21 protein-coding genes and 1 tRNA gene are annotated in these 21,405 nt (G+C 59.3%); 10 read left to right on the forward strand and 12 right to left on the reverse strand.

Going from position 1 to position 21,405, the window contains the following annotated elements; all coding sequences use genetic code 11:
• Positions 1 to 84 precede the first annotated feature (84 nt).
• The 6 genes from JNG39_RS10720 (at position 85) to JNG39_RS10745 (ending at position 5,352) form a co-directional block, all read left to right on the forward strand.
• Positions 85 to 160: transfer RNA gene (locus JNG39_RS10720), tRNA-Ile, on the forward strand.
• 718 nt (positions 161 to 878) lie between these two features.
• Positions 879 to 1,211 carry a hypothetical protein gene (locus JNG39_RS10725; protein WP_368311371.1) on the forward strand — a complete coding sequence of 111 codons (333 nt, stop codon included), beginning with the start codon at positions 879 to 881 and terminating at the stop codon, positions 1,209 to 1,211.
• A 114-nt stretch (positions 1,212 to 1,325) separates the two neighbouring features.
• Entirely contained in the window at positions 1,326 to 2,087 is a 762-nt protein-coding gene (locus tag JNG39_RS10730) for an ABC-three component system protein (RefSeq protein ID WP_368311372.1), read from the forward strand.
• Positions 2,084 to 2,308 (forward strand): ABC-three component system middle component 7, encoded by a 225-nt coding sequence (locus JNG39_RS10735; RefSeq protein ID WP_368311373.1) that lies wholly within the window; start codon positions 2,084 to 2,086, stop codon positions 2,306 to 2,308. Before JNG39_RS10730 ends, JNG39_RS10735 begins: the two co-directional genes overlap by 4 nt.
• The gene (locus JNG39_RS10740; RefSeq protein WP_368311374.1) at positions 2,298 to 3,911 is read left to right on the forward strand and encodes a DUF2326 domain-containing protein; all 1,614 of its coding nucleotides are present in this window, start codon (positions 2,298 to 2,300) and stop codon (positions 3,909 to 3,911) included. The genes JNG39_RS10735 and JNG39_RS10740 overlap by 11 nt, the downstream gene beginning before the upstream one ends.
• Positions 3,912 to 4,050: 139 nt before the next feature.
• Positions 4,051 to 5,352 carry an FRG domain-containing protein gene (locus JNG39_RS10745; RefSeq protein ID WP_368311375.1) on the forward strand — a complete coding sequence of 434 codons (1,302 nt, stop codon included), beginning with the start codon at positions 4,051 to 4,053 and terminating at the stop codon, positions 5,350 to 5,352.
• Here JNG39_RS10745 and JNG39_RS10750 read toward each other — a convergent pair.
• The 11 genes from JNG39_RS10750 to JNG39_RS10800 form a co-directional block, all read right to left on the reverse strand.
• Positions 5,266 to 6,246 carry a hypothetical protein gene (locus tag JNG39_RS10750; RefSeq protein ID WP_368311376.1) on the reverse strand — a complete coding sequence of 327 codons (981 nt, stop codon included), beginning with the start codon at positions 6,244 to 6,246 and terminating at the stop codon, positions 5,266 to 5,268. The two genes, JNG39_RS10745 and JNG39_RS10750, sit on opposite strands and share 87 nt — an antisense overlap.
• A complete protein-coding gene (locus JNG39_RS10755) occupies positions 6,243 to 6,413 on the reverse strand; it encodes a hypothetical protein (RefSeq protein ID WP_368311377.1) in 171 nt (56 codons plus the stop codon). Before JNG39_RS10755 ends, JNG39_RS10750 begins: the two co-directional genes overlap by 4 nt.
• Positions 6,414 to 6,425: 12 nt before the next feature.
• Positions 6,426 to 6,902 (reverse strand): hypothetical protein, encoded by a 477-nt coding sequence (locus JNG39_RS10760; RefSeq protein WP_368311378.1) that lies wholly within the window; start codon positions 6,900 to 6,902, stop codon positions 6,426 to 6,428.
• Between the two features lie 266 nt (positions 6,903 to 7,168).
• Positions 7,169 to 7,456, reverse strand: coding sequence for a hypothetical protein (locus JNG39_RS10765; protein ID WP_368311379.1), 288 nt, complete (start codon positions 7,454 to 7,456; stop codon positions 7,169 to 7,171).
• Between the two features lie 240 nt (positions 7,457 to 7,696).
• The gene (locus JNG39_RS10770) at positions 7,697 to 8,446 is read right to left on the reverse strand and encodes an SDR family NAD(P)-dependent oxidoreductase (protein WP_368311380.1); all 750 of its coding nucleotides are present in this window, start codon (positions 8,444 to 8,446) and stop codon (positions 7,697 to 7,699) included.
• A 412-nt stretch (positions 8,447 to 8,858) separates the two neighbouring features.
• Entirely contained in the window at positions 8,859 to 10,649 is a 1,791-nt protein-coding gene (locus JNG39_RS10775; RefSeq protein WP_368311381.1) for a protease pro-enzyme activation domain-containing protein, read from the reverse strand.
• 489 nt (positions 10,650 to 11,138) lie between these two features.
• Complete coding sequence (locus tag JNG39_RS10780) at positions 11,139 to 11,705, reverse strand: protease pro-enzyme activation domain-containing protein (RefSeq protein WP_368311382.1); 567 nt, start codon at positions 11,703 to 11,705, stop codon at positions 11,139 to 11,141.
• 64 nt (positions 11,706 to 11,769) lie between these two features.
• Positions 11,770 to 12,102, reverse strand: a complete 333-nt coding sequence (locus JNG39_RS10785) for a helix-turn-helix domain-containing protein (RefSeq protein WP_368311383.1) — start codon at positions 12,100 to 12,102, stop codon at positions 11,770 to 11,772.
• Between the two features lie 82 nt (positions 12,103 to 12,184).
• Positions 12,185 to 14,578: a TonB-dependent siderophore receptor gene (locus JNG39_RS10790; protein ID WP_368311384.1), complete on the reverse strand. Its 2,394-nt coding sequence runs from the start codon at positions 14,576 to 14,578 to the stop codon at positions 12,185 to 12,187.
• Positions 14,562 to 16,184 (reverse strand): PepSY-associated TM helix domain-containing protein, encoded by a 1,623-nt coding sequence (locus JNG39_RS10795; RefSeq protein WP_368311385.1) that lies wholly within the window; start codon positions 16,182 to 16,184, stop codon positions 14,562 to 14,564. The genes JNG39_RS10790 and JNG39_RS10795 overlap by 17 nt, the downstream gene beginning before the upstream one ends.
• Positions 16,185 to 16,186: 2 nt before the next feature.
• Complete coding sequence (locus JNG39_RS10800) at positions 16,187 to 16,456, reverse strand: hypothetical protein (RefSeq protein ID WP_368311386.1); 270 nt, start codon at positions 16,454 to 16,456, stop codon at positions 16,187 to 16,189.
• Between the two features lie 540 nt (positions 16,457 to 16,996).
• Here JNG39_RS10800 and JNG39_RS10805 point away from each other — a divergent pair.
• The 4 genes from JNG39_RS10805 to JNG39_RS10820 all read left to right on the forward strand — a co-directional run bounded on the left by JNG39_RS10805 (position 16,997) and on the right by JNG39_RS10820 (position 20,748).
• Entirely contained in the window at positions 16,997 to 17,683 is a 687-nt protein-coding gene (locus tag JNG39_RS10805; RefSeq protein WP_368311387.1) for a response regulator transcription factor, read from the forward strand.
• Positions 17,680 to 19,023: a sensor histidine kinase gene (locus JNG39_RS10810; RefSeq protein ID WP_368311388.1), complete on the forward strand. Its 1,344-nt coding sequence runs from the start codon at positions 17,680 to 17,682 to the stop codon at positions 19,021 to 19,023. Before JNG39_RS10805 ends, JNG39_RS10810 begins: the two co-directional genes overlap by 4 nt.
• A 474-nt stretch (positions 19,024 to 19,497) precedes the next feature.
• Positions 19,498 to 20,274, forward strand: coding sequence for a hypothetical protein (locus JNG39_RS10815; protein WP_368311389.1), 777 nt, complete (start codon positions 19,498 to 19,500; stop codon positions 20,272 to 20,274).
• A 270-nt stretch (positions 20,275 to 20,544) separates the two neighbouring features.
• Positions 20,545 to 20,748 carry a hypothetical protein gene (locus tag JNG39_RS10820; RefSeq protein WP_368311390.1) on the forward strand — a complete coding sequence of 68 codons (204 nt, stop codon included), beginning with the start codon at positions 20,545 to 20,547 and terminating at the stop codon, positions 20,746 to 20,748.
• A 66-nt stretch (positions 20,749 to 20,814) separates the two neighbouring features.
• Here the strand turns inward: JNG39_RS10820 and JNG39_RS10825 are convergent, their stop codons facing one another.
• Entirely contained in the window at positions 20,815 to 21,345 is a 531-nt protein-coding gene (locus JNG39_RS10825) for a VOC family protein (RefSeq protein WP_368311391.1), read from the reverse strand.
• Positions 21,346 to 21,405 lie beyond the last annotated feature (60 nt).

The following is a 21,405-nucleotide window of genomic DNA, read 5'->3' on the forward strand; positions in this document are numbered from 1 at the left end:
ACGGGCACCCTGCCGGGACCGATGCATGGGAAAGATCGCAATGGCTTGAGACTGGCCCCTTTCGGTACACTTCCCGCCCCGCAAGGGCCTATAGCTCAACGGTTAGAGCAGGGGACTCATAATCCCTTGGTTCCAGGTTCGAATCCTGGTGGGCCCACCATAACTTCAGGGCTTTAGGGCATATGTGCGCGATCTCTCATAGTTTGGCCGATTCGGCCAAACCTTGATGGACGTATCTCAAGTTTGTCTTCTGGCGCACCGCTGGAAATCAGGCGTGCGGCAGATTGCTCGAATGCCACCCTCTTTGACCGCATCATCATAAGTCGTCCGGCGCTGCCAACTTATGATGATGCATCACAAAAAGTTGGCCGCAGAAAGCAGTTGGTCAAAGAAGCATGGTTTCCAAGTCGTTCTTTTAAGCCTCTCGGGTTCGCACCTCGGGGGGCCTTTCCTTGCCTAACTAGTTGATATCGCTAACTTTATGGCATGCTTCACGCGATAGGCCTCCGATGTCACTGTGGTTGAGAAGGCGTCGGTCAGCTCGGCGAGACCGACCTTCAGACCTCGAAAGCGGCAGAAACCGCCACTTTCGAACGTCGCACCACGTGCTCGTGAAGTCAAGTTAAGCTATTGATTTATCAGCATAATATGGACTATACAAACAGATGTGAGATGGGCCGTGTCCTGATTCTCTAGCGTCGAAGGTGCAGAAATTCGGCTGCGCAGCCGCTGTCGCTAGCCTGCACCTCGAAAACGCGGGACGCATGGGCAAAGTCTAGAGGCGCCGCTAGCGCTAAAGTTCTGTCACATCACGCCGACAGATGTTTCTACGGGTGTGTCCGCCTCGGTCGTGGACATAAAAAAGCACATGGAGTGGCATGAATACTGCGGACGACATCAAAGATGTTCTCGAGCTAGCGCGAATCGTTGCGTTTGGCTGCGGCATCGTCGCTCCGCTAACTGAACGGATCAGCCACTGCCTGCGTGAGCATCGGATACCTATAGCGGCTCTCTTCGGCGTGCTTACGAAGCCCCCACCGGAATGGAACATCGCGATCGGCTCTCAGTTGCCGACTCCGCACGGAGCTCGGTTGTTGAGTGCCCCCCTCAATTTCGACTTCGCCAAACTCAGTTTTTCGCCTTCCGTCAGGGAGGCAGATGAAGCTGAAGATGTCTACGTAGAAGCTACGGCGATGGAGACATTGCGGTGAACGACCATCTCCGAGCCCTCGCCAATTCGGATCAGGACGGCCTCGATCTGGTGCGAAATATCCGCGAAGCGCTCGATAAATGTTCAAGATTATCGAGACGAAGGAGCTCCGCCGGTGAATAGCCCGCGAAAAACATACGGCAGTGCGACGCAAATTGCTCTCGTCTCGCAGGTAGGGTTGCGTTGCCCAAAGTGCGACCGTGACATCTTCTATACGAAGCAGTCTTCGAAGCAAAAGTTATATGAGCTTGCGCACATTTATCCATTGAATCCGACTGTTGATGAATTCGCATTACTGAAGGATGAAGAACGGCTCTCGGAAGATGTCAATCATCCCGACAACTTGATCCCCTTATGCACCGATTGTCATACAAAGTTTGACAAGCCTCGAACGGTTGAGGGATACCGGCAACTCGTCGGCATCAAGAAGACTCTTATAGCCAGCGATGCGCGCACTGCGCTTCACACTCAGTACCAAATCGAGTCGAACATACAACTTGTGATATCAGCACTCTTTGACGAGAACGAGCCAGGCAGATCGGTCGCTTTGCAATATCACCCGAAGAGGGTGGACGACAAGATTGGGGCATCCGTGCCACTAATCGTGCGCCGAAAAATTAAGCACAACGTGACTGACTACTACGGACTCATCCGAGGGAAGTTCGACGAAATGGAAAAGGAGAGCCCGCACTCATCGGACCTTATCTACTCTCAGGTGCGCACGTATTACCTTAAGCTCAAATCCATGAAATTTCCGCAAAGCACAATCTACGAAGGCATGGTCGAGTGGATAGACGCGAAGACAAAACCTTCAGCCATCGAGGCCGCCGAAATTGTTGCCGCTTACTTTGTGCAGAACTGCGAGGTCTTTGAATGATTGTCCCAAACAAGGTTGTGAGTTTGAATGAATCGGCCCTGGGTCTTGCACCGATCATACTCGCGCAGGGCCCTGACCCCATCTCGCCCCAAGCCCTCTTCGAGCGCGTGGAACAAAAGTTTGAAAGCATTGATCAATTCCTTCTGACCCTAGATCTCCTTTACGTCCTAAACCGGATAGACCTCTCCGATGCGAGCGACAGGATAAGTTATGTTGGCTGAAGTCTTCTGCGATCGTTTTAGACGAGGCGCAGTGCGATTCGGGGAAGGATTGAACGTCGTCCTAGGCGACGAAAACGCCACCAACTCCATCGGTAAATCTACCCTACTGATGATCATCGACTTCGCCTTCGGCGGGATGTCGCTATTGCTTCACAACAAAGATGTAGTCTCCGAACTAGGCGACCACGACTACTTCATAACCTTTACATTCGACGGTACCGACTACCATTTTCGCCGCGGGACCTATGAGAACGCAGTTGTTCACATTTGCACTTCTACACGCGAGAGCACAGGATCATTCCTATCCCTTGTCGAATACACATCATGGTTGAACAGCCAGTATTCGATCAGGGGCGGCCAGACATTCCGCTCCTTAGTCAACCTTTACTTTCGAATCTGGGGAAAGGAGAACCTCGACGTTCATAAGCCTCTTCATGCTTTCCGCGCAGAGTCCGGGGCCGAGTGCGTCGACAATCTTCTAAAAGCATTTGATCGGTATGCGGGCATTCGAGACGCCCATGAGAGATTGCGCGCCAAAGACACAGAAAAGAAGGCCTTGCGGACTGCAATGAATGCGAAGCTCGTACCGAAGATTGGCAAGCGAGACTACAACAAAAATATCGATGCAATCGACAAAGCAAAAAACGAACTCAGCGAGATAAGGGACAACCTCGCGCGATTCGCTACGAACATTGCAGAAATTGTGAATCGGAAAGTTGTTGAGCTAAAAAGCTCCAAGGACTTGCTCCTTCCGTTGAAGCTAAAGTTGGAAGGGAAGCTTTCGAGGATTCGGCAGAACCTAGACGGCAACCGCTTCATTCGAAGCAAGAACTTCGACGGCGTCAGGGCATACTTTCCGAACGTTAATGAGGAACGGCTGGCTCAGGTCGAAACGTTCCACAGCGAAATCTCGCGACTTCTCAGAGCCCAGTTGAAAGAGGCAGAGGCCAGCACAGAACGTAGCTTGGCAGAGGTGTCAGCCGAGCTTAAATTGATCGACAGTAAGATCTCCGATGCGCTTGTCTCTGTTGATCAACCAACCGTGATCGTCGACAGGGTCTTCGAGCTTGCCACGGCTCTTACAAAAGCAACGGAAGAAAATAGCGCTTTCGAACTTGCCGTGCAGCTAGCTAGCGGCGTAAAGGATCTAAAAAAGACGTTGGAAGAAGCAAAATTGGCTGCCACGCAAATTGTTCAGTCTGCAATAAACGATGGATTACGCCGAGCTATGACAAGTGTCTACGGCGAAGAAAGGAAAAGCCCCCATCTGAGCTTGACTGATCGTGGTTATTCTTACGAAGTGTATGAGGACTCAGGCACTGGTACCGCGTATGCGGCCCTTGTGGCATTGGACCTGACTGTGCTCAAAGTTAGCCAACTACCGACACTGTCTCACGACTCAGTTCTATTCAAAAACATAGAGAATGGCGCGGTCGCTCGGTTGATTTCCGAGTACCCACTCTCCGGGAAGCAAACATTCATTGCAATCGATGAGATTTCGAAGTACGGCCCAGCGGCGGCAAGCATCCTTAAAGACCGCGCAGTAGTATTTCTCACAAACGAAGCCGTTCTCTTCGACAGAGACTGGAGGGTTCAACGGTGACGATAATGCCGGGGTGGACGGGCGCGGGCCATCAATCATTGAGCGAGCGTGACCAGCGTGCCGCTGAGCAACTTGAGTAGCAGGGTGGCGGCGCTGCTACCTTTAACCATAGATTCGGACCGGGCGACCCTCTAAGCACATGTTCAACTTTCTCGTCACAGCTAGCGACGGCGCGTGGGACCGGATCGGCTATGAGTACCCCCGTGGCCGGTTCCTCGAGTACACAAGCGAAGAGATCGCCACTAGCTTCCGGGAGCTGAAAGAGTTACAGCTCAAGGCGCTCGTGGAGCTGCCATGCCTCTTTGCCTACGAAGGGACCGACGAACCGATGCGCGTCGGGCGACTGAAGACGGTCAAGCCGCGCAACAGTGGAAGCCTGCTCTATATCCAGCCGGAGCTCGATCCTCGGATTCCACCGATTCCGTTCGAGCGAATCGAGCCGCTCCGGATGGCCCTGGACATCCGCGACTGGGAGCTCAACCGAACTCACTGGGCGATTAAGGATGAAGACCTATTCGAAGTACTCATACATGCTGGCATCGTTCCCGGCAACGCGACAAGTCCAAAGGTTGAGAAGGAAGATCTCCCTCCCGCTCCGCCCCCCGAATTTCAGGCCGACAGTGTCGGCACGTTTATTTCGCACGTGCTGGACATGGTCCACCACGGAAGTGAGGTGTTTTATCGCGGGCACTCTAACCGCTTAAAATACAGGCTCGAACCGTCCATTCGTCGCAAGGACGAACGCGGTAACTTCATCTACCGCGACGCCGAAGACCGGATGTACCGGGAGCTCCTCGTCTCGAACTCCATTGATTTCCATGGTGATGTGTACACCCTCGACCGACTTGTCAGGATGCAGCACTACTCTCTTCCTACGCGCCTCCTCGACATTTCGTCGAATCCCCTCATTGCGTTGTACTTTGCCTGCAAGAGCAATCCAAACGACGAAGGCGAAGTGATCGTATTCGCCATGGATCGAGCCCAGGTTAAATACTTCGACTCCGATACGGCCAGCTGCATCGCGAACTTGACCAGGCTGCCACAGGATTCAAAGAAGTCGATTGACTACAGCAGTAATGATGTGCGCAAGTTCAATAAGCAGTCGGCGGTCAAGCGCCTGCTGCATTTCGTCAAGGAAGAAAAACCCTTCTTCGAGAGCAGATTGGACCCGCGCCACCTTCAGTCTGTTATCTGCGTCAAGGGAAAGCACACCAATAGCAGGATTGCTTTTCAATCTGGCGCGTTTTTGCTCTTTGGCCAAGACGCGACCCTGGAGGAAAATGGAAGTCCGGAGATCTCAATCCAACGTATCAGCGTGTCGAATAAGCAGCATATTCTCAGGCAGCTGGATCAGTTAAACATCAACGAGAGCACGGTATTCCCATACATCGAGAATTCGGCCAAGTACATCGCGTCGAAGTTTAGTTTTAAAGAAACCTGACTGTCTGCAAACGATGACAAGGAGCGTGGTCTTGGTGCCCGAGCTGCGCCCGCAGGTTAACAGCGGCCGTGATAAAGTCCGTTCCTTCCGCTGTACTTTGCCGTCGACCAAGAGCAAAAAACTGTCGCCGTCGTGACCGCCTCCCGGCTTTTTGAGCCATCCCAAAGTAGAGAAATTCGGCGAAACTAACCCAATCCCAGACTTGGTTTTGCCATGAAGAAATCGAAGTTCACCGAAGAGCAGATCGCGTTCGCGTTGCTCTAGGTCGAAGGCGGTACGTCCGTCGGCCACGCCCACGGCCCAGGCGCCGTAATAGTTCGCGTATGACGAGTTGCCGTTATGCCCAAGCGTCGCTGACCGGTCGAAGTAGTTCTTGCCCATGCCTTCGATATTGGCCGGCGTGGAGGGCATGGTCAGGTCGGCGTTCACGGTGAGATTGGAACGCAGGCTGTACGTCGCGGGAAAGTGGCTACGATCGACGTGGATGAAATCGCCCATGCGCCCGGGGTTACGCTTGTAGATGTCTTCGAGCGTGGGAGCAACCGCATGGTTCGTCATCGCGTCTAGTCGCGCGGCACTGACCGTCGCGTTCCATCCGGAGATTTCCGCACCGGCCTCGTCACGGCGACTCGCAGCGATCACGTCGCCCACGGGCTTCGTGTAATCGTGAAGCATCGTCTTCGATTGCGCCACGGCCTGAAGGTCGCGGCTGAATTGCGTATTGGCCTTCGCGATATCAGCCGCGTTGAACCCGTGCTGCAATTCATGGCCAAGTACAAACGTAGTCTCATAGGCGTCGTACTGGCCGCCCGCTGGTGTCGATATCGAGGTGAGAGGCAGGCGCATTTCGTGTGCGCTGGCGTTGTACTCGCCGCCGGCGTGCGGGTTGTTCAATGCGACGATGCGTTGCAGGTGGCCGCATCGACGGCACGATTGACCTCATCGACCAGCGCTGGTGATGCATTGATCGTACTGGTCAGGTTTTTCAGTTGGTCGGGGGTGACACCAGGCTCTTTACCGAACGCCTGGAGGACCGCTTCGGCTTTCGCATTCAATGGCACGGCCGGCTCCCTCTAGCGCACAAGGACCATCTGCACGCAGGCCGACGCGGCATCCGCGCCCTCGGTGACCAAGGGGTAAACCTCGACATGCTGGCCAGGTCGGTCGAAGGCGTCGTAGGTCCAGCGGCCATGCTCCCCGTGTGCGCGCTGTCGTTTGAAGCCCATGCGCTCCAGTTCCTTGGTGAAGTGGCCGAAGTCAGGCGTGCAGATCGGTGTCGCCGCCGGGCGGTCTTCACCGATCGGGGAAAATATCAGGTCGACACGCGGCCCCAGGGAACCCACCTGCTGCCGCTCGACACTGAAGGCCCAACCACCGCTCAGCGGCTGCGCGTAGCCGAAATGACCCGTACTCAGGCGCTTGATGGGCAGGCCCAGGCGCTCGCCCATCGCTTCCGGCGTGAGTTCCGCCACTGATGGCGTGGCGCGGATCAGTTCGAGCATGCCATGCATCGCCTGCTCGGCGGTCACGTGAGCGGTAGACGCGTTCATGCGGGGTGTCTCCTTCACATCGGTGGCGTGCGTTAGCGGGGCCGAGGCGACCAGTAAAGTGGCAAGGGCCACCCGCGCGGAATGACCGGACATGCCAGGGGGACGCAAGCGTTGCCGGTACATCGCGACTCCTTCCATGGCCGCCGGATCGCGGCCCGCCCTAGGATAGCAACAGGCCAGATGCCATTCCGGCACGGGTCTCGGTGCGTTCAGGCCACGCCTTGCCCTGCGGAATGCTGCTACGCCATCTTTCGGCCCCGCTCCCCTCAGCCCTCGTCCTGCCACCTGCGCAGCTCTGTATGATCGTGATACGGCATGCGATCCGGCGTGGTGATAAATTCCATCGGCGCGCCCCAAGGCATCTGGCAATAACAAACCTTGTTGCCCGGACCCTTTTCCGTCGCATACGGAATGGCACGCGGCGCCGTGAGGGCCTTGCCGCCCGCCTTCTCGAAACGCGCGACGGACGCCTCGATATCGTCGGTATAGAGCGCGACGTGAGTGATGCCGAAGTCGCTCGCACGGCCGGGCTGCTCCTGTTGCGGCCCGTGCAACGCGAACAGTTAGACGTCGGTGCCGGTTTGGTGCGTGGTTATACCACCCGGCGTGATCCGCCCATACCTTGATGGGATCGCCCGCTCGCGAGCGACGGTCTCGGATACCTAATGAGCTAACAGGGGCCTCCGTATTCCCCCGCTTCCTTGCAAGCCATGACCGATGCGACACCCTTTCCCTGCGTCAATTGGCGCCGCTCGCTCAGGCTTGAGGCGAGCGGCGCACGCGGGGAAAGGGATTCAAATGGCGACGGATCCGCCGTCTACGAAAAGCTCCACACCAGCGATGTAGCTGCTCTCGCTGGACGCCAGGAACAAAACGGCGCTAGCGACTTCGTCAGGCTGTCCGAGACGACCGAGAGGCACCGACTGCATCAGCATGTCTTCGAACCCCGGATGCTCATCAAAATAACGGCGCACGGGAGGCGTCTCCGTTGAGCCGGGGGAGACCACGTTCACGCGTATGCCTCGCTGCCCCAGCTCACCTGTCCAGCTTCGCGCGAACGAGCGCACTGCTGCCTTGCTCGCGTTGTAAAGCGATTGGTTAGGAAAGCCTTTGCTGCCGACGATGGATCCATTGAGGACGACGGCGCCACCCGCTTCCAGAAGCGGAAGGGCTTTCTGCACGGTGAAAAGCACGCCACGAACATTTAGACCGAAAACACGGTTGAAGCCGTCTTCATCGATGTTCCCCAGCGGTCTCGGTTCGTCTTCGCCGGCACCGGCGTTGGCAAACACGACATCCAGCTTGCCTTGCTCGCTCCGTACGCGGTCATATAGTCGGTCGAGGTCGGCCGCGTTCGCGGCATCACCTTGCACGCCGATGGCGCCGTCTCCGATCTCAACCAAGGCCTTTTCGAGCCGTTCCGAATTACGACCCGTGATGTAGACTTTCGCTCCTTCGGCCACGAATCGCTTGGCGGTCGCCAAACCGATGCCGTCACTCCCGCCCGTAACGACTACTACCTTACCTTCAAACCTCTTGCTCATCCGAACCTCACCGATTGGTTAATCACTATGTCTGGAATATAGGGCGCCATTCCTACTTCCAAATGCAGTCGCTCGCCATCTTTGCGTAAGGTTTTCGTAAATCACGGTTAACCAGCACGACGCACGGGATCTTTGGCATCGATAAGTGCACCAGCCCAGCGAGTCTGCGTAGTGCATTGGGCGGCTTGAGACCTCGAGCACCCAAAGGACATTCCGCTTCAGTTGCAGTATCGAAACCGTATTTCCATCATCGGCTGGCGGGCAGCGTGCATTCGCGAGCCAGCAGGGCTGTCACGGTGACCGAACCGCATGCCTGCCGCCAGGAAGGACGCTTTCGAAGAAAGGGGCGGCGTGCATGAGCACGCCGCCCTGCGACGGGTGCCGGTGAGGGCCAGCACCCATCCCTCACCGATCAAGGCTTCGTCGAGGCATTCGTCGCGTCGATGAAACCTGGATTGCTGGCGATGAAACGCGCGACCGCGTCGATGTCGAAATTACCCCAACCGGTAGCCGCGTCCCATCCCGCCGCCGCGCTGTATCCACCATTGTCGCCGGTCGTTACGTCGCGAAGCGGGAGCTTTGCCTGGTTGGATGCCGCATACTTCCAGATCGCCGGCGCCCCGAATCCCAGTCTGTTTCCGTTCGCGGTCTCCAGACGAGCCCAGGCGCCGGCAAACAATGGCGCAGAAAGGCTCGTTCCGCCGTTGGTGACGTATCTGCTGGCGGATACACCCGAATTCGAGCTCGCGGTGACGTAGAAACGAATGGGGGAGTTGTCCCAGTCTGCGTCGAAAGCAACATCCGGAACTTGGCGCCCTTTTCCAGCCGTTGGCTGCCAAGCAGGTCGGGCGCGGAGCGTGCTGGTTCCACCGCCACTGTATGGCCAGGACTTTTCACTGATGTAGGCGTCCTGCGGTGTCGTCGTCAGCGTGGTGCCGCCTACCGCTACGACGAATTCCGAACTCGCCGGATAACTCACTTGCGGATTGGACCTGTCGCCGTAGGTGCCATTTGCGGGCAAATTCCTAAAAGGAAGCGCGCAAGGGTACGCGCCGTTGTCGCCCGACGATGCCACGAATGTCTGGCCTTGGGCGACGCCCAGCTGAAAGGCACTATCAGCAAAGCCAGAGCCCGTGCTTGATCCACACTCGCGAATACCCCACGACATGTTCAGAACCTTCGCTTCGTTATCGCTCACTGCCCGGTTAATCGCCTTCAATATTTCCGCCGTATTCGCGCCTGACGAACTTCCTTGGTCGTTAACCCTCGTATACTGCCCCCCTGACGTATAAAAGATTAGCTTCTTGACGCCGCCGCTTATTCCGACAATGGCCTGAGCGTCCATCGCCCACTCTACCTGATCACTATCATCGTTACTCGTCTGCGTGACGGAGTAAATCGATGTCGGAACATTCGGGAGGCCCTTGTCCGCGATGAGTTTCGCCAAGTCCTTCTGCGGGTTGGTCATATTTCCCCAACCGATGACCGCGACGGTGGTGTTGAGGGCGGGCCCGGTATCCACCGCGTGGTAAACCTTTGCGAACTCCTCTGGGTCGTAGGAGTGCGCGCCGCTTGCCGTCACGGTGTAATCGGGCCTCGCTTCCGACGGTGGCCGGGAATATGTCTGCAGTTGGTCCACCGTATCCAAGCCCAGCACCCGGTCGACCTGGGACAGTTCCTCGGGCACTTTCACCTCCGACGCGTTCGCAATCGCGCGGACGCCACCACGGACGTACTCCGCCACGCTCGTTTGGAATGCCTGTCGTGACGATCCGACGTTACCCTTCGCAGTCACCAGCAGATTGTTGGAGGACACTTGCACGTCGGTGAACCCGTGCTCGCGCAAATACGCAGCAACCTTCTGGGCTTGCTCATCGGTCGGCGCGAAAGTCGCCTTGGCTTCGTCGCGGCTGAGATATCGACGGTATACCAGGCTTCCGGGGCGACTCACCTCCCGGGTGTATTCATTCAGGGCATCCTGGTTCCTGAGCTTGAGGCTAACCACGATGGACACCGGACGATCATCCGGGGCGTAACCATCGAAGTGGGCATCGAGGTGCTGGGACACCGACGTGCGGGTGCTGATCCACCGATGCTGGGCTGGCGAGGATGCGTGTGCCGTGCCGGCGCCTAGCGCCGCAAGAGTGGCAAGAGACAGAAGCGATCTCTTGAGACGATTGCGGGAGTGCGTGGAAGAACTCATTCGTGATACTCCTTTTCCGTGGGGTAGACCAAGGGATCTGACGATGTGGAGCATGAAAGGGTGGCCAGGCTTCACGGCGTAACCACACTCGTTGATGGCATTCCTTCGAGATCGAGCGAGAGTCCCTTATCGGGAACGGCGCCGGTTCGACATCGATCGCAACACACAAGTCAGGCGCTGACGATGGAGATGTCCGCCGACGCGTGGTGACCCACAGAAGGTGGAGAGGCATCGAGACCGTTACATCGATCACGCGATTCTCGTTCGAGCCTTCGACCGTCGTCCGCCTGAGTGCGGGATCACGACAACAACGCTATGCCATCGGTTTCAATCCAACAATGCATCGAGCGCGAACTTTTCGCCGCGCTTACGAATCCTTTCCGCACGATGATGGAGGTGAATCTCACTCGCTGCTTTCAGCGAAGACAAAGCGCGTACTGCGTCACACAATGCACGCACGAAGCCGAAGACGGCGATCAGCGCGACGACCTAGTGATGCGTCAACGTGTGCGCCCGCTGGGAACTGTCCAACCCAAGCACCTGATCGACTTGGGTCAGATACGACGGGACCATGGGAACCGTCAGGTTCGTGATCTCAGAGCCGTCCGAATGGGAAAGGCGTACGATCGTCGTGTGGAACGCGCGCTGCGCGATCCCCACCGTGCCGTTTGCCGAGACCACGAGATGATTGGGCGCGTCTTCGATATCGGTGAAGCCTTCGGAGCGAAGGTAATCCATGACCCCTCGGGCATCGGCCGCGCTGGGGGCCGCCACGCGCGTGCCCTGCGACACGCCGGCCTCGCCGTCCCCGGGCAAGTCACCGTCGGGTAGCGCGTGTCGTCGGCTGGTCTCGACACCTGCCGTCTCGTGCCTGAGCTTCAACACGACCACGATAGATACAGGAAGATCCGGCGCTGCTTGGCCCAGGACTTTCGCATCGGGGCGGCGGGATGCCGATCCGTTCGTCCGTATCCATCCTCCCTCACTGGCGTCGACGACTTCCGTCACGCCGATGGTGGCGCATGCGGCAATCATCAGGAATGTCTTCAGTTGCATGGGCAATCCTCAGCGAGGTCATCGCATTCATGTTTAGCTATCGATAAGCCATAGGTGGCCTCGCTCACGACCGCCGCTTCAGCCATGCGTCCGGCGTGACCCCGGTAAGCTGGCGGAACGCCCTAACCAGACTTCGACTGTCGCGGTAGCCTAACGCCGAGGCCACCTGCTCGACCGACTTCCCCATGAGCAGGAGCTTTTCGGCGTGGTGGATGCGCAACCGTTGCAGCAACGCACTGGGCGACATACCGAACGACCCCTTGAAGGCGAGATAGAACTCGGGCTGCGCAAGGGACGTGCGGCGCCAGAGATCGCCAGGGGCGGAGCTTCGGTCCATGTGTGACGCGAGGTATTCGAGCAAGTCCTCACGCTCCCAGTTGTCGAGTGATCTGATCATCGTGACAGGCGCCTGTAAGGTCGACGCCGTGGCGGGTGCCACGGTCTTCGTCGAAGTCATGGGTTCGGAGGATTTTCGATCCTCATAGCCGGTATCGCACGGTCGCCATGGCGGTTCGCCCTGGGCCGAGGTAATTGCCGCTCGTGACGGAGCCGAGTTCAGTCCAGTAACGTCGATCCGAAACGTTGTCGACATTGATCGTCACGTCGAGCGATTCGTTAACGCGGTAGCCCGCACGGAGCGACAGGGAGGCGTATCCCGGAGCGCGCACACGCGGGGCACCCTCGCCCCGCGGTACCTCTCCTTCGATGAAGGATGTCACCCGGATTCCGCCGCCGAGACTGACGCCCGCCAGCGGGCCCCGCGTCCATCGGTAGTTAGTGAACAGGTTGAACGACTGTCTCGGCGTATTTGCTACACGATCCCCCTGCCCCACGTCCGCTTTGACGTAGCGGGCATCGACGACGGCGTACGCAACGCCCAGGTCCCAATGCTCGCTTAGGGCGCCTTGCACTTCCGTCTCGGCGCCGCGCGTTCGTTGCCGGCCGGTAGCCACCGAAAAGCCCGCGTGGGCGGTGTCCTCGCGGGTGGTATTGTCAAGTGACAACGAATACGCCGCCACCGTGGCCATGAGGGCGCCGTCGAACCAAGCGGTCTTGAGGCCGGCTTCGTACTGGTGACCGGACTGCAGCGGAAGCAAGACGCCATTGGCATCCTCCGGTGACCATCGGCGCGACAAATCCTCGGTGTCGAAGATCGTCGTGTAACTTACGTAGGGCTTCCAATGGCCATCGATGTCACCGACGAGGCCGATGTAGGGAGTGAACTTGCGATTGGCCAAGGTACCGGTCGACGCCTCCCTTACCCAACTCAAGCGGCCACCTAGAGGGATCTGCAACCAGGAAGCCACGTTAAGCGTCACGCGCCCGTACAGCCCCTTGTTCCGTGTGACGCTGATCGAAGGCGGATCGATCGGCACCCTCGGGGGCGCGTCGATGACGTGCGGATCAGGGTGAAGGACATCCTGAAGGAAGTCATAGGCGGGATCTGCGTCAGCGAGCTGCCGTGCGAAGGTATAGCGTTGCCAAGTCCCACCGACGACCACGTCGTGCTCCTGGGCGCCGAAGCTGACGTGGCCCGCCAGGTAGGCGTCGACGTTCGTATACTTGTTGACGTCGTTATAGAACGACGTCGTCATGCACTCCCTGCCTCCGCCTGGATCTCCCCTGACGACGCCGTCGAAACGCTGATCGCCACATGCGCTTACCGGAGACAGTCGATACGGCACCGACGAATACCACGATGGCGCACGGTTCCCCCCATCCCTGAACGAGGCCTTCGCTGCCCACCGGTCACCTAGCTGTTGAGTGACATCAGCCAATGCCCAGTGCGCCTTGAAGTGGAATCGCGACCAGTCTTGGGTCAAGGAGGTGCGATTGGATACGTCGAGCAATCCACCATCCTGATACGTGGGAAGGCCTTGTCGAAACGATTGCACCGCGTGGTTGGTCTGCTGGTAATAGCCGAGCGATAAACCGGTAGAGGGTGTGAGATCGACATCCGTCACGCCATAAAGCGACATTCGGCGATGGCGCTCGACGTCGACGTATTCGTCGCGGTAGTCGCCATAGGCGACCCATCGGCCGCGCACTCGCCGGTCCTCGCTGAGCGGACCACTGGCGTCTATTCCCGCTACTTTCGACCAATCGGTACCTGCGCCGCCGGTCATCTCCAGATAGGGATGGTCGAGCGGGTGCTTCAGCACATAATTGACGACACCGCCCGGCGCCCCCCCACCGGCGAACAGCCCACCGGGGCCCTTTAAGACCTCGATGCGATCGAATACCGCGATGTCTGGCGCGGTCCGCCCGACGAGACCGGGGCTCGGGACACCGTCGACAGCGGTCAACGGGCTGAACCCGCGAATATTGAAGCCACCCTCGGCATTCGCCGCATTTCCGACACCGGGTATCTGCTGCAGTGCCTCGCCAGTGGTTCGGATGTTCTGGTCGCGGATGCGCTGCTGGGTGATGACGGAGATCGACTGCGGGACCGCCAAGGGCGAACTCGCCGACTTGGTTGCGATCGAGGTCACGGGCGCGTGATAGGTACCTACGGTGTCACCGGTCGCGTCGGGAGGTGCCGTGCCCTGCACCCGGATAGGTACAAGTATCTGAGCATCCTCCGGCGAGAGCGACTGCGCGCTCGCGTGGGACGAGGCGATAAGCACCAGCGATGTGGCGATCGTGATTTTATGCATGGATGCCCCAGAGGCCGAGAATGCGAAGTCGTAGGACGTTGCACGCTCCAAATGCGAAGCGTTCGCATCTAGGATAGGGGTTTGCTTGCTCGCTCTCCGCTCGCCTTTCGTCAGGGATTCGTAAGCCCCTGGTGCTTTAAGCCGTTCTTCGCCATCGCGGTTGGATAGCCTGCCGAATTCGTTGGCTTTCACTGCCGGGCTACCTGGACGACGCATGACGTGCTCCCGGCTTTGCGGACGGGTCCGCGATGTACCACACGCTATTGGGCTGTCCGGTCATCCCCCTCCGCCGCGTGGCCCGGGCCGTCGCAAGGAAACTCATGCCGATCGCCAGGAAGATGATGTCCATCTTCACCGCGACGAGATCCGCGGGGACGCCCCCGAGCCCACGACGCCATCCGGTCAACGTCATATCCGCGACAGGAAGCAGTAAATACGTCGCTGCGCTCAGTCGAAGGATATCGACGGCGCCGCGCACGGGATGCCGCAACAGGCACCAGGCAATGGAGGCGAAAAAGATGACGAAGTACGCGCGCCCTTCCCAAGCTTCGGTAACGCCCGGCAAGTCGGTGGCCCTGGCGGCCAGGAGCGCGCCACCGACGCCGAGGCAGCATCCGAGGCAAGCTCCGACGGTCACTTGCGCGATGAGGCGCGTTCGCGTCGGCTGGGCATCCACGCGTCGTTTGCGCCGGGTCTCGATCCACAACAGATTGCCGGAGTAGAAAAGAAACGAGCCCGCGAGGCCGAGAATGAAATAGGTCGCCCTGAGCACTTCGCCGCCGAAATCGCCTTCGTGCAAGTGGACGTAGAGTTCATTCAAGGCATCAGTCCCCTGCCAAAGGCCGGGAACCCTGACCGAGTGGACCTCGCCGGTCTCCGCCGAGAGCGTGACCGCACCGTTGGGCATCGGTGAGCCAAACCGGACGCCCTGCACCGTAGCGACCGCGGCCGACGTTCCGTAACCCTGATAGGTCAGCCGCGTCATGCGAAGCTCCGGTGCGGCATTGGTTGCCAGGAACAGGAGTCTGGCCGGAGATAGCATGACCGCGCTCGTCGGCTGTCCTTTGCCGTCGGCCCTTCCTCCTCGCCCGTGTCCACCCTCGTCCGAGTGCCGCTGGTACTGCTCATACGGCGCGTCCGTCGCCATGACGTGCACCGTCGCCTCGCTCATGACAGGAAGGATACAAAGAAGGGTTGCGGTGAAAGCGAACATGAGATGGAACGGCAGCGAAAGGACGCCTATCACGTTGTGCGCGTCCGTCCACATCTTCTTGAGGCTCGCCGATCGCTTGAGGCTGAAAAGATCCCTTACCAGGTGGGGAAGATGGATGATCAGGCCCGTCACCAGAGCAAGCCCATAGGCCACGCTGACCAGTCCCAGAAACGTGTAACCGGCGGTTCCCGGAATACCGAGGCTGAAATGGATCTCATTGATCAGGCGACCGACGGATGACGGCTTGGCCTGGGTACTGGCGTGTCCGTCGGCGCTCATCGCAACGATCGACTCGCTGAACTGGCCATCGCCCATGGCGAAGATCGTGGCGCGAAGGGGACCGTTTCCGTCGTCACCAAGATCGATATCGAGGTCGCCCGACACCTCCCGCTTGCCTGCAAGCTCCGTCACGAACGCGTCGATCTGCGCAAGGGTACCGGACGCGTGACGAGTCGCCGGATTGGCCCAGCGGTCGATGTCCCTTTCGTACATCGTCAGCGCGCCACCATAGAACGCGATGAAGAGCGCGACACCGCAAGCGATGCCGATCCAGCTATGGACGGATGTGAAGCGCCGGATGGTATGCGACGAGAAGAGCTTCCCGGCCATGGTCAGACCGCGGGCCATCGAAGTCGCATGGTGAACACCAGGAATACCAGCACCAGGTCGGCGGCCAGCAGCGTTAACCACGCGGTGCGCGCAGATGAGCGCTTCAGCGCCCAGATCATGATGGTGAGCCAGACGGGCACGCTGAAATAGAGGGCGGCGATGAAGTTCGTCGAAGGATCCGACGGCCCCCATTGCGCGTAGAGACCAACGATCAGGAAGGTCAGCGGCGTACCCAGCACGATGCCCGCGAGGGTTTGAGGACCGTAGCTCATCGTTGCCGCCACGCCGCAAGGTAGGGCAAAGCCACGCTTACGGTCATCCACAGAGAAAGCGTCACGAGCCAAGCCACCTGGCCGCCCCACCCGAGCGCGAACAGGGCGGAGCCACCCAGGAAAAGCAGCAGGCCCGCGACAACACACCCGACCGGCTTCCTCCGCGGAAACAGCGATTGATTGGGCGAAGCGGCATATAGCGCCGCGGATCCCACGACCGTTAGGCTCGTCGCCATGGCGGTGATCCATGGGTCATGCATTACCGTACCTCGATCAAGCGAAGCCGGGCCGGGCGCGCCCGCCGGCCGTCGCGTAAGTGACCGAAGCATTAGACGCCATGGAATCCGTGCCTGGCGTCTGGCATGCGTAAGCAATGCGTAAAGGCACGTCGCTCGCGCCGCTTTCCAAAGGTTCTCCCCTGGCCTGGCGGCATGAGACCCGGCCAAGCCGCCCCGTCGCCCTTTGCAAGGATCGCGAAAAGCCCTTCTCGGGCCTTCGGACGACGGATTAAGCTATATCGAACCCATGGAGGCTCCTGCCGTGCGCGTTCTTCTTATCGACGACGACATTTCACTTTGCGAGATGCTTAGCGACTATCTGCGTGCCGAAGGATTCGACGTGGGCATCGTGCACGACGGCCGCAAGGGCATCGTCGCGGCAACCGGCTCGGAATTCGACGTTGCCGTGCTGGACATCATGATGCCCCAGATCAACGGCATCGACGTGCTTCGATCCATCCGCCGCGAAAGCGATATCCCGATCATCATGCTTACCGGGCGCGGCGACCGAATGGATCGCGTGATCGGCCTAGAGATGGGAGCAGACGACTACGTTTCCAAACCGTATGATCCTCGGGAACTGCTCGCGCGGATCCGTGCCGTATTGCGCCGTCGACCCGAACTGAGCGCACGCCACCGAAGCGCGGTTCTCAGCCGGGGTCAACTCGACCTTGACGCCGCTACCCGGCAGCTTCGCTGGCAGGGCGTCCCTATCGAGCTTACCGCGTCCGAATTCAATGTGATGGAAGCGCTCCTGCGCGCCGGGGGCGCGGTCAAATCCAAGGACGAGCTATCCAGGGAAGCCCTCGGCCGACGCAGGGAAGCCTACGATCGAAGCCTCGACGTTCACGTGAGCAATATCCGCCAGAAGCTCGCCAACCATGGCGTGGCGCCGGTGTTCATCGAAACCGTTCGCGGCGTAGGTTACCGAGTGAGCGATGAGCCGTGAGGAGTCGCCTGTTCTGGAAGATCCTGGCGGGCTATATTCTGACCGTGCTGTGCGAGTTGCAGCTGATCTGGGTGGCCTACAACATCCTCTGGGGGACGCAATCGTCCTACGCGCGTAGCGTGGCGGAGGAGACCTCGCCCTATCAACTTTCAGTGGCGCGCCTGGCGATCGAGTCGGGTGGCCGAGCCGCCCTGGAACGCGAAACGTCGAGGTGGTCCCCGACGGAACGTCTCAGGCTAAGGATCGAGGACGGTGCGAATGCACGGCCCACGTCCGTCGATGAGCGACTCGTGATCGCACGAGATCCCAACGGCCACTCGCTGACGGTTGCCTATGAACTGCCGCCGCTGGCGGAAGAGAACCGAAACAGCCTCTCGAATTTCTGGCGCTACATGCCGACGGATTGGATAATTCCCGCGTTCCTCGCGGGATTGGGTTTCAGCACCGTACTGGCCTGGTACCTGACCCGCGCCATCCGCCGCATGCGGCGTGGATTCCATGACCTGGCCAATGGGGAACTGACGACACGTCTACGCCCCAGGTTGGGTCGAACGCGCGACGAGCTCGCCGATCTCGCGGGCGACTTCGACAACATGGCCGAGCGGCTGGAGTATCTCGTCGAGACCCGCGAACAGATCCTGCATGATGTCAGTCACGAGTTTCGCTCACCCTTGGCACGCCTTTCCCTCTCCGTCGCGCTGATGCGCCAGCAGTATCCCGGCGAGGATTGCTCTTGGCTTCAGCGCATCGACCATGAAGTGGCACGGCTCGACGGCCTCGTGGGACAGCTGCTGACGTTGTCCAGGCGCGAGGGCGGCGAGGTGGAGCCCGAGGGGTACTTCGACATGGGCGCGCTCCTCATGGCGGTCATCGAGGATGTGCGCTTCGAAGCGGATTCCCGGTCGATCGGCCTGAACATGGCCGCCTTGCCGGTTCATCCGCTTATCGTAAGGGGAAGCGCGGAGCTGATCAGGCGTGCCCTGGAAAACGTCATACGCAATGCCGTGCAGGTTTCGTCGGCGGGACAGTGCGTCGATGTGACGCTTCGGCGCGACGACGACGGCGAACGACATCTGGTGTTGAAGGTGGCCGACCGTGGACCCGGCGTATCCAAGGCGAAGTTGCAGGCGATGTTCGAGCCGTTCGTCAGGCTGTCCGAGAGCTACGGGGGATACGGACTGGGACTCTCCATCGCGCGCCGCGCCGTCGTCAGCCACGGCGGCTCGCTCGAAGCGATCAACCGCCTGGGAGGTGGCTTGGTAGTGGTACTGATACTGCCTGCAACACGGCTGCTGGACGCCGGCCTCGACGCGGGTCAACAGGATTGCTCGATTGGGTGACATCGGCAACGCTCGGTCATCCATGACGCAATCCAGGTGTACTGCCACACGCCCAACGCTGGCATGAGACGTCATGGAAAGAGCATGCCGGGTAACCGGAACGAGGAAGGGGGCCGTCAAGCTCCTTACCTTCCGACCCACCCATCCAGCGTACGAGCGTTGCCGATGCCGTATCGAAGCTAAGCGGTCGGCGTCGCATTGGCAAGGACCTTGGCGGTTAATTTTCGATATCTCGACGATCCGGATGGTGGCTCTTCGTTTTTTTCGCAATCGCGACGAGTCCCTTACGATCCCGTGCGCGGGCACTCGGCGTCTACGTGGTACGTTTCGCCTACCTCGTTCGTTGGCGACGTTCTGGAGTCACACGCGCTCTATTTGGACGATGAATTCACTTCATCGATAACGCGCATTTGAAACTGCTCGACCCGCGCGCACGTCGGACCCGCATCCGAGCTTCTTTGTTAGGAGCAAACCATGTTCACGACGACACCGAAATTCGCTTGTATCGCGGCTACCATCGCTTCCCTCGCCTGGGCGTCCCATGCCGCGGCGTCCACGCCGACGGTCAGCTGGGATATGGGAGACGCCCCCAAATCCGGCGTGACCGAAATCAGGTTCCCGCTGCGGTTCGACGTCACCCCCGATGCGACCGGTCTCTACTTCGCCTTCTATGTTCCGCTGATCGGAGGTAGTCGTCCCTACACGGGATTGCAGCCCAAAGCGCGCTCCTCGGAGGGCGTGCATACGTTCCAGGCTGTCTTCAGTTCTTTCAGCGCGTCGGCGCAATCCGACGATGCAAACTGCTTCGGAGGCGCCGATGGGGCCAAGGAAGGCGTGAGTTGCAGCGTGAGGGTCGACCTCAAGCTCGGTACGTTCTACAGCAACCGGCTCACCGTGAAGGCTGGCGCGGGTGATGGCAGGGACTATTATTCCGGCGACATCTACAACGACCTGACTGGCGCGAAAGTTGCCCATATCGGGAGCTTCAGCCTTCTTCATACCAGTGGCGGAAACTTCGCGACGAAAGCGACCGGTGGTAGTGGTGGGTTCATCGAGCCCTATCGCAAGGATGGCTGCTCGCAAAGCGCGCGGGTCGGCTATGGCGCACCATCCGGACTTGCCGCAGGCACCATTTATCGCGGAGACGTTCCGACGATCAGTCAACCGAAGTCAGGAAGCTGCATCGTCGCCACGCAGTCCGTGCGCGATGGTGTCAATTCGGTCAGCGTGTCCCCTGGCGACGGGCCGTGAACGCCTTTCGATCGCTTTGCATGACATGCACCGATCCCGAGGGGACTCATCCCGATCCGTTTCGCTTTTCGAACCGGTGATCTTCATACAAACGACGGTCTGCACTCACGGACAGCGCTTGAGCCCACCATTGATCCGAGCGCCCGAGTAGTGATCCCGCCCTTGGCGAAGGGGATGCTCACCTGGACCAGTTCACCTTTGGATTTATTTGCGGGTGAGTCCGCTATAAGTGGTCCAAGCGCTATTTCCAGGCAGGACATTGGAGGTTTCATGACGCTCGTTCCATCTAAGGTCGTCGACGAAATTGCCGAACTCGCCGGCAGCCTGGAGTCCGACCGTCGGGCCGTGCTGGCGTGGATGGCGGAGGTGCCGATTACGGTATTGGGAGGGAAGACGGCGCTGGAACTTGCGAAGGACGGCAAGGGATCTTCGGTTAGCGACCTGCTCAGGCTGTGGATTTATCTTGAGCGATAAGGCGATCTTGCAGCCCTCCGTGCGAAAGTCTGAATGTCCATTCCATGAGAAGATCGTTGGGTATATTCAACCCTCATCCTGCCACCTGCGCAGCTCGGTCTGATCGTGATACGGCATGCGATCCGGCGTGGTGATGAATTCCATCGTCGTGCCCCAAGGCATCTGGCAATAGCAAACCTTGTTGCCCGGGCCCTTCTCTGTCGCATAGGGGATGGCACGCGGCGCCGTGAGGGGCTTGCCGCCCGCCTTCTCGAAGCGCGCGACGGACGCATCGATATCGTCGGTGTAGAGCGCGAAGTGCGTGATGCCGAAGTCGCTCGCGCGGATGGGCTGAGCCTGTTGCGGTCCGTGCATCTCGAACAGTTCGATGTCGGGGCCGGTTCCGAGCTTCACCATCGCCTGGGCGCGCACGACGGTACCGGGGTAGGCGCCGACCGCGCGTTCGAACTCGGGGCCCTGTCGCGGCGGATCCTGCGGACCGAAGGACTGGTACAGGAGCTGGCCGCCGAAGGCTTCGATGAGGAAGGCTTTTGCCGCCTCGATGTCGGGGACAGTGATGCCGATGTGGTTGACGCCACGGATCTCGGGTGCAGACATGATGGTCTCCGTTTCGATTTAAACGTTTAGAAAAGTCTTGATCGGAGCGTTGTGCGTTCG

Source organism: Luteibacter sp. CQ10 (assembly GCF_040900725.1).
In the GTDB taxonomy this organism is placed as follows: domain Bacteria; phylum Pseudomonadota; class Gammaproteobacteria; order Xanthomonadales; family Rhodanobacteraceae; genus Luteibacter.